The following is an 11,572-nucleotide window of genomic DNA, read 5'->3' as shown; positions in this document are numbered from 1 at the left end:
CCATGCTCCATGCTCCATGCTCCATGCTCCATGACCATCTTGACCTAAGCTGCACACTACATTTGTGAAAAGCCTCTGTCGTGCGAAGGACTGCCTCCCATTGCACCCAGTATGAGGCGTGTGATGCCACGAGAGTACCTCGCGTGGCCGGACGAGAGCTTGGCAATGTGCGCACGGGTTCCAAAGTGGAACGTCACGGTCGATCACCTGACCGTGAACCGCCAGTGCCGATTGGTCATGTCTGGCTGATCCAGATCAGGGTCATACTCATCGGCGTGGTCTATTGACCAGTCTTCGACGGAGAAATGCATGACTTACGGAAAGATTGGTCGTCATTATCAGCACCTTCACGGTTCTGGGTTTTCTGTCGTGTGGTCGGCCATGCCTTGTGCTTACGGCGCAGCCATTAGCTGACCGGCGTCGTGTGTATCTCGCTTGCTGGCTGACCATCCGCGTGGCTTGCGCGGACAGGGGGCCGATCAACAGCTTTCGCCTTTGATGGGTTGTGTGCGTCGTTGCCGATCCATCCCGATTCCCGGCCCGCGCCTTGAGGCTATGCGACGGTACCGGAACCCAGCGCACGTCACGCGGTTCCGCGCGCGTGGTGTCCGCTCGTCACGACGATGAACGAACAAGCGGCTGGAGTACCATGAACACCGTACACATCATCGACTGCCACAATGCAAATGACTACTTCGCCGACAGGCAAGAGGGACCGATCGTGCAGCACTTGTTAAAGGCTGTCAACATCCGCGCGGAGCTCCAAATGGCGTTGAACCGAACGAAATTTGGTGAGGCTGTAGTACGAGCGATGGAGGCGGAGTGCGACGTGCTTCACATCGCCGGGCACGGCAATGGTGACGGGATCGCTTCGTCCAGTGGGCGAAGTGGCCTTCTTTGGGCTGACTTCGTAAAAATGTTCCAGGGCTCGCATCCAGCGCCGAAGATCCTCGTGATGTCAACGTGCTGCGGAGCATCATCGGGGTTGGGACGTGCGTTTTCGAAATCGATCAACCGTCCGAAGTTGATCATTGGTTCGAGTGACGCGCGCTATTTCGACGACTATGTCGCCGCGTGGGCTTTGCTCTATCGGCGACTGAATTGCAAGGACATCGACATCGAAGCCATGCAGCAGGTTCTTGATGAGATATGCGCGGTCGTGGATAAAAGTTTCCGCTACCTTGGCTGGGATGACGAGAGAGAGCGCTACGTTCGATACCCTCACCCTCGCAAGAGAGCCCGCTTCGACGTCGTGGAGCGTGAGTAGTATGCGCAAGGGTTCCAGGTGGAATGTGGCGATCGATGCGGCGCGGCCGTCGCTGACCAGCGTCGCGAGTGTCTCGCTTGCTGGCGGCGATCTGCGCGGCTGCGCGGCGAAAGGGCGGGATCGGTTAGCCGCATCCACCTCTGAGCGCTTTGAGTGCTTCGTTGCCGATCGATGCGAATCTCCCGGCCCAGCGCCTTTAGGCAATGCGGCGGGCACGGAGCTCATGTCACTCGGCTCAGTTCCACCGTTACACGAGGATAGGCGACCGGATGGCGGCACGCTGATGGGCTCTGACGATAATTTTGACATCGTTGTCGTTGGAGCCGGCCCGGTCGGCCTTTCGTTCGCTGCGTCGCTTGCCCAAAGCGAACTCAAGGTGGCAGTTGTTGAACAGAACACATTCGATAGTCTGGCGAATCCGGCTTTCGATGGTCGCGAAATCGCGCTGACCAACGCTTCGATCAGAACCCTTCGCGAGCTCGGCGCCTGGGATGTCATCCCGGCTTCGGACAAATCAGCACTTCAAGGCGCGCGCGTGCTCAACGGCTCGAGCGCATTCGCTCTTCGTTTCGATCCTCCCAGCAACTCTGGAGAACCGCTGGGGGTTTTGGTTCCAAATTGCCGGATCCGCGAGGCGCTGTTCAAAATCGTCCGCTTGCAGGATCGCGCCCGGCTGTTGTGCGGCCACTCGGTCGTCGATGCAACAAACAGCCAAGAAGGAGCAGTCGTAACGCTCTCTAATGGCGCGCGTTTAACTGCTCGGCTGGTTGTTGCCGCGGATTCGCGTTTGTCCGCCACGCGTGATCTGCTAGGCATCGGCGCCGATATCAACCGGCTTGGCCACTCGATGCTGATTTGCCGAGTGAGGCACGAGCGCGCCCACCACCAGATCGCCATCGAATGGTTCGATCACCATCAGACGATAGCGATATTGCCCCTCGCGGAGGGCATGTCGTCGCTGCTGCTCACATTGCGCTCAAACGAGGCCTATAGACTGCTTGCCTTCGATGATGATTTGTTCCTGTCGGAGTTGACGAAACGGTGTCGAGGGCGCCTTGGAAAAATGACCTTGGCAAGCAAGCGCCACACCTATCCGCTGGTCACGACCTGGGCGCACAAATTCCGGGCGCCGAGCGCCGCACTCATCGGCGACGCTGCCATCGGCATGCACCCGGTGACCGCTCACGGATTCAACATCGGTCTCAGCAGCCAGAAGCAACTCGCCCGTGGAATCATGACTGCGTGCCGCGACGGCCGCAATGTTGGCGACCCCGACATGCTGCATATATACGAAAGGCGGCTGCGCCTGTCGGCGGCGCCGCTCTACCATGCAACGAACATATTGGTTGGACTCTACTCCAGAGACCACCTGGCGGCACGGCTTGCAAGGCATCTGGGGCTTCGCTTTGCCCAACATGTTCCCCTTGTCCGGCATGGGATTTCGGCGGAGCTCCAGCGGTGATACTGCACCAGCAGTCGCATTTTTGCGCGTGCTGGGCGAGCGATGAGAGAGTGCATGATGCACCGGAGTAATCCTGCTCCCCGACGCTGATCTCCGATTGAAGAATTAACCCGTCCTTCAGGGGGGCTGCATAGGCTGCGGACAAGCAGGAGTAAGCAAGCTGACCCGTCCAGCCTTGGAAAAAGAAGATCCGCTGGAGGCGAGAATCCTTCAGGACCAGCTCGCTGATCTGAGGGCAGGCCTTTTCGTCTCAATGCCGATAAGCATTGTGCTGTCCGGGCTGATTTTGACCGTGCAGGCCCTTTCCGGGAACGGTCTTGCTGGCGCGGCCTGGTTTTCGGTCGTTAATGCGATAAATGCCGCCCGCCTTGCACTCGCCCGTCATCAGCTGAAGGAACCCGGAGTCCAGGATGATCTGACACGGGTTTGGCTGCGGCTTCGCTGGTTTGGCAGGCTTGCTCTTCTGGCGGGATTCACCTGGTCATTCCTTGCCGTCCTAACGGCTGGATACACGACGTCTCAAGCATCGCTGCATCTAATAATTCTGGCGGGCATTTCAGCTGGCGCGGTCACGTACGGCAGCTCATATGCTGCGGCAGCGATATGCTTCATCACACCGCCACTCCTCATTGCCGCCGCATGTTTGCTGACGAAGGGAGCCCCGGAAAACTACATTCTGGCTTTTGCCGTCCTGCTTTTCGAGGGCGGCCTGGTTCGATCCTCGTTCGTTGGACAAGCGCGCTTCCGTGACGCGAGCCGCCTGAGACATCAAGCCGAGCGGCTTGCCGCGGAAATGGAGCGCAATTCCAGGGAGGACCATCTTACCGCGCTCCTCAACAGGCGGGGCCTCGAACATGCAATCGATCAGTTTGAGAACACCGATGGACCCTTTGTGGCCATGCTGATTGATCTGGACGGGTTCAAATCTGTCAACGATACCTACGGTCACAGAACGGGTGACGAGCTGCTTGCCAGGATCGCCCGCCGAATAGAGGAAGAAGCACCGGAGGGCTCAACGCTCGCCCGCATCGGTGGGGATGAATTCGTGCTGGTTTTTTCTTCGCGAAAGAATTCTCCTTCTCCCACCAATCTCGCGTCCAATCTCATAGCCAAGCTTGCTCGCCCCTATCCTGGGATCGCATCAGTCCGCATTGGAGCGTCTATAGGAATCTACTTGGCTGAAAACCCCGGACTAACGGAAATGTTGTTGCGGGCCGACATCGCCCTTTACACAGCTAAGCGCCGCGGCAGGAATGAATTTTGTCTGTTCGATGCCGAGCTAGCCCGGGAGTTGCAACGCCGCCAGTCAATCGAACGCGATCTTCATTCGGCGATAACGATGAGAAGCTTGGTCGCTTGGTTTCAGCCAATCGTAAGACTCGAAACTGAAGCCGTCGTCAGTTTTGAAGCCTTGCTAAGATGGTCTCACCCGCTTCACGGTCCCATTTCTCCGCCCGAGATCATGACAGCGGCACGCGAAACTGGAATGCTTCAGCTGCTAACTCAAACGGTATTCGCCGACTGTTGCGCTCTTATCGAGGGCTTGGTCAAAGCTGACCGTCGTGATGTTCGTGTGGCGATGAATGTTTCACCGTGCGAGTTGGAAGCTGGCGATATTGACGAGATGATTCTTAATGGTCTGGCGGCAAAAGACCTCCCTGCAACGATGTTCGACATCGAGATTACCGAAGAAGCCCCAGTGGATCCGGACAGAGTGGATGAAAAGCTCGCCCGGCTTTCACATGCTGGCATTTCTATCGCGCTCGATGACTTCGGCACCGGTTTTTCGACGTTGGCATCGCTCAAGGACAGTCGGATCAGGAAGGTGAAAATAGATCAGGGCTTCGTTCGCGGCTTAGCCAAGTCCCGGGAGAATCGGCTGCTTGTCAAAGCGGTGATTGATCTTGGTAGGACGCTCGGGATCGAGGTCATGGCCGAGGGCGTTGAAACAGAGGCAGATCGGCAAACTCTGTACAAGCTTGGCTGCAGAACCGCGCAGGGCTTCCTGTTCTCTAAGGCAGTGCCTCTCCATTTGGCACTTGATTCGGTAGTAAAAGAGCACGCGAAGGAGTTGTGACCGGCCTCTCCGTCCGTGCTGCTCGCGGAACTTTCATGTGGGGTGGACCTGACGCGCGAAAGCCGTTTCGGACGGTAGAGTTATTACGGGGGCGAAACTGAGCACGTGGTTTGGATAGCAGCAATCCGGTCCACCGGCGCACATGCAGCGGCTTCATACAAGCGTTCAAGTTGCGAGATGAGCTTGAGTGAACGACGTCGGAGAATTGCGTCCTTTGGACGCTGGTTTCGCGGTTCCCGTAGGATTCGATTACGGGAAGCGTTCTTGGCTGCTTCTCGGCTCAGCGCTCATCGGGATGAACAACGTACCCGCGGTCAAGGTCTTCGCGACCTCAACCCAGTCACCATCCCGCAACAGCAGCGGTCGGGTCCTGATCAAGCGCTCAGCCTCAGCACAGGTGCTGGAGCAACGGTAGAGCGCGGAAAACGTGTATCGGAATGCGCTGGCTCACCATAGGAAGCTGCCACGGCATGTCGAATGTCCCCAGGGGGCGGACCGTTCCCTTGCATTTGTCTCGATGACGGGCTCTCAAAGCTAAAGCCAAGAGAGCTTTATAAAAATCGCACCCGATCGGCTGCGCAACGACGACCAGCTGAGGCCCGATCGGGTGCTAAGGTCGTGCCAAAAAAGGCGCGTCACTGTCGCATTTCTAGCCGGCTTGCGATCGGACGTCATCTCTTGGCGATCGCTGCCCCTTCTCTCAAATGCGCTTAGCGGCGCCGATGGCGAATAGCGCAAGCTTTTCCACCCGTTTCTACTCCACTACCGAGACTCGTCACCAACCTCCTTTTATTCGCTTCCATATGGCCCATCCTGTCTCCAATCGAGGAGGAGCGCGAACATGGGCCAAGCCGTAGAACGTCTCAGTCTCGGGAATTCTTCTGCTCGCCAAACTGCCGTTGTCGCCGGCACCATATTTGGCAGGGTGACAGTGCACGACAAGATATCAGGCGTTCTTGTCTGGGCTGAACTATGCTTGCAAGCCATAACCCAAAAATCGCCGATCCCTTTGAATTCGAGCCGGATGAATGGGTGTTTCAAAATTTTTGGCGGTTTTAGGCAGAACCCTCCGATGGCCCGCGTACCGGTCAAGCTTCGTGAGCACTTTAGGTTCGTCGATCAGGCATAGGTTTCTTTCCCATGCCACATGCTGGCCGTTTGCCTAGTTCGGAAGCCCTCGAGAGGCGTTGCTCGTCTTGGTATGGCGTCGCCCCTTTTTCCGATCCATCGGCCACGGAGCTAGAATGGTGTCTAGCTGTTGCCGCCTACTTGGTCATCCGGCATGGAGATGCCTATATACCGACCTTCGAAAGGCTGGAATACGAGGTCGAACAAATGCGGCGGAAGCTCGGAAATCGCGAGCGAGCGCAGCGCGTGCTGGCCACGCTCAACCTAAATGGCTCGGACAGCTGGAGCCGTGAGGTTGGTTCTCAAGGCCTGGATGGCGCCGCAATCACATTCGCCCGGGCGGGGTAAAAGCGATTTTTTGGAGCCACTCGCGCTTTTGCGCTAACGAAGGTCCCGCGCCGTATTTGGGCCGGATCCATTTGTGGCCCATCAGAGAAGCAATTACCTTCTCCGGCGCCTCAACTGCCGTCAGCCGGTCCTCGAAAGTGTGTCGCAGGCTATAAAGACTATGCTCGGAAGTCGGCAGAAGTTCCTTGCTGGCGAGCACCTTGTTGACGAGCGCTGAAAGTGACGCGGCCTTGTCGCGATAACGAGGAAAGCCGTCCGGATGGAGCTTGATGGCTGCAAGTGCGCCGCCAACCAAGGGAATGTCACGGGCTGAATGACCGGTCTTCAAGCGACGGCCATTGGGGCGCACCCGCACATGCGGGATTTCTCGATCGAGGTGGATTGTTTCGGTGGTGAGGTTTGCCGCTTCAGAAAGCCTGAGTCCGGTATCGGCAATCACATAGATTAGATGGCGGGCTTCGTCATTGAGTCCGTCGAGCGCGCCTTCAGCGAGTATCTTCTCCTGAATGAACTCCGCTGTGAACGCAGCGCGTTGCCCGGGGACGGCGCCGGAAAGACGCAGGTTTCGAAAAACCGGCTCCAGCTTGAGCTGGTGAGTCAGATCGACGACGCGCAGCATTTTCGAAACATGGCCGATGTCCTTGTTGGCCGTACCGATATCAAGTCCATCCTCAACGATCCGCTTTTGCCACCACTCGCGGAACGCGATTGCGTCGTCCCGAGTGAGGCTTGCGATCTCCTTGTCGCCAATGACTCCAACCAGATTGGCAACTGCGCGCTTTTTGGGGTTACGCCATTTCTTGATTTGGTTGGGCGACATGGTCAGCAAGTTCTGTTGCTCGATCGTCTCGAATTCCTTGATAAGACCGCTCAGGCGGACCGCTGGCCGCTTCTCCCCACCCATGACGGCCGAGACGTCCTGCGCGTCCTCGATCGATTTTTTGTCGAGGAGCAGCTTGATACGGGCCATGAGTTCGTCGAGCGGCCCCGCTGCTAGTTCCTCGTTAGTGCGATAGGCCAATCCAAATGACCGCGCGCGCTTCCTCGCGGCTTCGAAACGCAGCCCCGCCTCGGCGGATTGGCCTTCCCGCAGTCTACGCCAATACGCCTCCAGCCCCGCGCCGAGGCTTTGCACTGCATCTCGCGCCCGTACACCGCGGGGATCGTCAGCCACGGCGACGCCCGTGGAAATGCGTACTAGGCAGCGGCGATCAAACGCCGCGAATTCCTTCGGCACCCTGCGGACGAGATACCAGATGCCTTCACGTTTATGCGGCTTTGGCGCTGCGGAACGTCGCATTATCTTTCTCTAATGTTACACAGTTTGTTACACAGTCTAAGATATGTTTCGCTTCGTGCTGGTCAAGCGCAACAAGGAAGCTTTTGAAAGGAAAGGATTTTTATGGAAGCTAAATGGCGGAGAGGGAGGGATTCGAACCCCCGATGGGCTTGCACCCATGCCGCATTTCGAGTGCGGTGCATTCGACCACTCTGCCACCTCTCCGCGGTCATGGTCGGCCGTTGCCGGCGCGGCGCACTAGATAACGGCTGAACGGGCAGGTTACAAGGCCAATCCGTGAGTTATTTGGCTTGCCCGGCAAGCGGCGGATTCATAGCGAGTCTGGTGCGGGGAGACCGAGGCGGATTGCCGACCTGCCACGCATCCTTGCCTCCACGACGACAGCGCGGTGCGGTGCTGTCGACACGGCCGCTGCTTGCCGGCCAATAACAGTCTCGGCGTGGCTGTTTGCCTTGACTCGCACTCAACCTTCGGTTAGGGACAGCGCGCAATCGGCGTGGAGGGTTCTTCCGCGCCGCTTGTTTTTTGAACCCGCAGACTGACAAAAAGACGGCTGAACCGCCAGAGGCGGTTCATCAAGGCCGACCGAACAGCGAAAGGCAAAAAATGTTCGCAGTCATTAAAACGGGTGGCAAGCAGTATCGCGTTGCCGCCAACGATCTCCTGAAGATCGAAAAAGTCGAAGCCAATGTCGGCGATATGGTCGAGATCGGCCATGTTCTCGCGCATGGCGAGGGCGAGAATGTCATGTTCGGCGCGCCGTTCGTCGACGGCGCGGTGGTCACCGCCGAAGTCGTCGAGCAGGGCAAGAACCGCACCGTCATCGCCTTCAAGAAGCGCCGTCGGCAGAATTCGCGCCGCAAGATCGGCCATCGCCAGCTTTTGACCACCGTGCGGATCTCCGAGATCCTGCTGGGTGGTGCCAAGCCGACGAAGACGGCAGCGGTCAAGGCGCCGAAGAAGGAAGCCAAGGCAGAGGCCGCCACCGAGGCGAAGGCGGAAGCCGCGCCGAAGAAGGAGCCCAAGGCCAAGGCAGCCGAGGCAAAGGCAGCCGAGACCGCGGCAGCGCCGCTGTTCAAGGCGCCGAAGGGTGAGCCGGACGATTTGACCGTGATCAAGGGCATCGGCCCGGTCGCAGCCAAGGATCTCAACGAGCAGGGCATCATCACCTTCGCTCAGCTCGCCAAGCTGACCGACAAGGATGTCGCCAAGATCGACGAGCACATGCCCTTCAGCGCCGACCAGATCAAGGACTGGCGCGAGCAGGCCAAGGAATTGGCGGCGAAGTAATTTTTCTGGCGATTAGCTCGCCGGATCGGACTTGAAACGGAACGCGAACGCGTTCATAAGGCCTTTTAGGCGCCTTGCGGCGCAACGGAGTTAGTTAGATGGCACACAAGAAAGCTGGCGGCTCGTCGCGCAACGGTCGCGACTCGCATTCCAAGCGTCTGGGCGTGAAGAAGTTCGGCGGCGAAGCCGTCATCCCGGGCAACATCATCATTCGTCAACGCGGCACCACGTGGCATCCCGGCGTCAATGTCGGTATCGGCACGGATCATACCCTTTTTGCGCTCGAATCTGGCGCCGTGACCTTCAATAAAAAAGCCAACGGCCGAACCTACGTATCGGTCAACCCGATTACCAAAGCCGCGGAGTAGCCGGTTCCGCACTAGAACACCGGCGCCCATCTCGGGACCGGTGTCTGGCAAAACCAGGAAAAGGATCAGGGGAGATGGGTTTCCATCTCCCCTTTTTCTTGTGCCTGGAGGACTTCAAATGGTTGCCGAAGCGGAAGACTCAGAAGACGAAAGTTACGCGATAGACTGCCCGGTGCTGGTCACCGAGCGGCTGGTGATGCGGGCGCCACACGAGGGCGATATCGCGCAACTGGTCGAGCTTGCCGACAACCGCCATGTCGCCGAAATGCTGGCCCGCATGCCGCACCCCTATGGCGAGGCCGAGGCGCGCTCTTTCCTGGCCATGACCAAGTCGCGCCGGGCCGGCATCGCCTATGCCTTGACGCTGGCCGGCACCGACACCTTCGTCGGCTGCGCCGGTCTCAACACCACCGATCGCGGGCTGGAGCTCGGCTACTGGATCGGCGAGCCCTACTGGAAGAAGGGCTATGCGACCGAAGCAGCGCATGCGCTGGTCGATCTCGCCTTCCAGAGGACGTCGATCCAGGTGCTGCATGCCTCGACGCGGGTCATCAATCCGGCCTCGCGCCGCGTCATCCACAAATGCGGCTTCCAGTATGCCGGCCAGGGCATGCTGAATTCGATCGTCGCCGGCCAGGTGCCGGTCGAGCGCTACCGGCTCGACAGGAAGACCTGGACCAGCCTGCGGAACTGGGTGCATTTTTGATGTGTGCCCTGGGGGCGCGCCTGAACGAAGGCCCCGTCACCCGGATTGCCAACCGAATTGCAAAGGGTAATTCGGGGCAATCCGACCTCTCCCCGAGGGGGAGAGGAGGTCGCCAGCGTTGATGCCAGCCTCTTCTCCCCATCGGGGAGAAGGTGGCCGCGCAGCGGCCGGATGAGGGGGCCTTTCTCATAACGCGATTGGGTTGGCGGCTTAAGGTCAACCCAGTTCGACCCACACTGGAAGATGGTCCGACCCGACTGCCTTTCGGTCGACCCACAGGCGCTGCAGGGATTTGGCAAGCGAGGCACTGGTGAAGATATAGTCGATGCGCTTGTGGCGGCTGGGGTCAGTGGGTTGTTTCGGGTCGACCCAGCTGATGAGATCGTCGCCGGTGGCGTTCAGGCGCAAGGCGGCATCGACGGCAAAGTCGGCGGTCAGCGGCATGCCGAATTCGTGGTCCGGCCGGCCGGCGAGTTCGACATATTCGGGTGATCCGGCCAGCATGTTGAAATCGCCCATGCCGACAAAGGCTTCGGGATGCGGCAATTCCGGCAGGCCGATCTCGGCGACGCCGGACAGCGCGCCGCCTTCGAGCGCATAGTTCAGCATGCGCTGGCGCAGGAACTGGATCTGGCTGGCGCGTTCGACGGGGCTGCGGTGATCGAGATGGATGGAATAGAAGCGGATGAAACCAAGCGGCGTCTCGATCAGCGCTTCCAGCGCGCCACGCTGGAAGTTCATCATCTCGAAGCTGCGGCTGCGCGGCAAAAGCAGGTTGCGCGACAAATGAATGGGGGTCTTCGACAGCATCATGTTGCCGAGCTGGAAGGTTTTCGTGATGGCGCGGCCGTTTTCGATGTGGGAGCCGATGTTGGCCTCGAAATTGCTGCCATAGACGGCGAAATAGTCGGGCAGTGCCTCGCCGATCTCGGCGACCATGTCGCGGCCGCCATTCCTGGGATTGTTGCGGGTCACCTCCTGCAGAGCGATCACGTCGGCGCCGCGCACGGCATCAGTGATGCGCCCGACATCGTATTGCCCATCGAGGCCGATGCCGTACTGGATGTTGTAGGTTACAAGCTTCATTCCGACGTCTCTCCGGCCAACCCCACACGGCCATTGTCACAAAACGGCCTCGCCCTTCGCCGCGCCTTGGTTTAGAGCAAGGCCCAAGGTTTAGAGCAATGCCGCAAGGCCACTAGTAGAAACTGTACAATCCAATGAAATTTCTCGATCAAGCCAAGGTCTACATCCGCTCCGGTGACGGTGGCGCCGGTTCGGTATCGTTCCGGCGCGAAAAATTCATCGAGTTCGGCGGGCCGGACGGCGGCGATGGCGGCCGTGGCGGCGATGTCTGGCTGGAAGCGGTCAACGGCCTGAACACGCTGATCGACTACCGCTACCAGCAGCATTTCAAGGCCAAGACCGGCGTCCATGGCATGGGCCGCAACATGACCGGCGCCAAGGGCGCCGACGTCACGCTGAAAGTGCCGGCGGGAACGCAGGGGTTCGAAGAAGACAACGAGACGCTGATTTGCGACCTGACCGTGGTCGGCCAGCGGTTTCTCCTGGCCAAGGGCGGCAATGGCGGCTTCGGCAACCAGCATTTCAAGACCTCGACCAACC

At 59.0% G+C, this 11,572-nt stretch carries 8 protein-coding genes, 1 tRNA gene and 1 pseudogene; 7 read left to right on the top strand and 3 right to left on the bottom strand.

Translation table 11 applies throughout. The annotated features are described in order from the left end of the window. Positions 1–649 precede the first annotated feature (649 nt). From EN935_RS08655 to EN935_RS08645, 3 genes are all read left to right on the top strand, one after another. Complete coding sequence (locus EN935_RS08655; RefSeq protein ID WP_063169219.1) at positions 650–1,267, top strand: hypothetical protein; 618 nt, start codon at positions 650–652, stop codon at positions 1,265–1,267. Positions 1,268–1,547: 280 nt separating this feature from the next. Beyond that, complete coding sequence (gene ubiM / locus EN935_RS08650) at positions 1,548–2,729, top strand: 5-demethoxyubiquinol-8 5-hydroxylase UbiM (RefSeq protein ID WP_024502870.1); 1,182 nt, start codon at positions 1,548–1,550, stop codon at positions 2,727–2,729. Positions 2,730–2,904: 175 nt separating this feature from the next. Continuing rightward, positions 2,905–4,806: an EAL domain-containing protein gene (locus tag EN935_RS08645; RefSeq protein WP_082826564.1), complete on the top strand. Its 1,902-nt coding sequence runs from the start codon at positions 2,905–2,907 to the stop codon at positions 4,804–4,806. A 1,453-nt stretch (positions 4,807–6,259) separates the two neighbouring features. On the opposite strand, the gene EN935_RS08640 is transcribed toward EN935_RS08645, so the two are convergent. Beyond that, positions 6,260–7,582, bottom strand: coding sequence for an integrase (locus EN935_RS08640; protein ID WP_063169217.1), 1,323 nt, complete (start codon positions 7,580–7,582; stop codon positions 6,260–6,262). A gap of 114 nt (positions 7,583–7,696) precedes the next feature. After that, positions 7,697–7,786 (bottom strand) — tRNA-Ser (locus EN935_RS08635). Positions 7,787–8,188: 402 nt separating this feature from the next. On the opposite strand from EN935_RS08635, the gene EN935_RS08630 reads away from it, so the two are divergent. The 3 genes from EN935_RS08630 (at position 8,189) to EN935_RS08620 (ending at position 9,946) form a co-directional block, all read left to right on the top strand. Beyond that, the gene (locus EN935_RS08630) at positions 8,189–8,872 is read left to right on the top strand and encodes a 50S ribosomal protein L21 (protein WP_127264649.1); all 684 of its coding nucleotides are present in this window, start codon (positions 8,189–8,191) and stop codon (positions 8,870–8,872) included. A 98-nt stretch (positions 8,873–8,970) separates the two neighbouring features. After that, the gene (rpmA, locus tag EN935_RS08625) at positions 8,971–9,240 is read left to right on the top strand and encodes a 50S ribosomal protein L27 (RefSeq protein ID WP_027031700.1); all 270 of its coding nucleotides are present in this window, start codon (positions 8,971–8,973) and stop codon (positions 9,238–9,240) included. Positions 9,241–9,358: 118 nt separating this feature from the next. Continuing rightward, positions 9,359–9,946 (top strand): GNAT family protein, encoded by a 588-nt coding sequence (locus tag EN935_RS08620; protein ID WP_127264650.1) that lies wholly within the window; start codon positions 9,359–9,361, stop codon positions 9,944–9,946. Positions 9,947–10,162: 216 nt separating this feature from the next. On the opposite strand, the gene EN935_RS08615 is transcribed toward EN935_RS08620, so the two are convergent. Beyond that, positions 10,163–11,032, bottom strand: coding sequence for an endonuclease/exonuclease/phosphatase family protein (locus tag EN935_RS08615; RefSeq protein WP_127264651.1), 870 nt, complete (start codon positions 11,030–11,032; stop codon positions 10,163–10,165). A 134-nt stretch (positions 11,033–11,166) separates the two neighbouring features. Between EN935_RS08615 and obgE the strand changes: the two are divergent. Then, a pseudogene (obgE, locus tag EN935_RS08610) lies at positions 11,167–11,572 on the top strand (GTPase ObgE); the annotation flags it as partial.

Origin of the sequence: Mesorhizobium sp. M7D.F.Ca.US.004.03.1.1, from assembly GCF_003998635.1 — a bacterium.
Classification (GTDB): Bacteria; Pseudomonadota; Alphaproteobacteria; order Rhizobiales; family Rhizobiaceae; genus Mesorhizobium; species Mesorhizobium loti.
The sequence above is the reverse complement of the archived record's forward strand: the minus strand, read 5'-3'. Positions and strand labels throughout refer to the sequence as shown.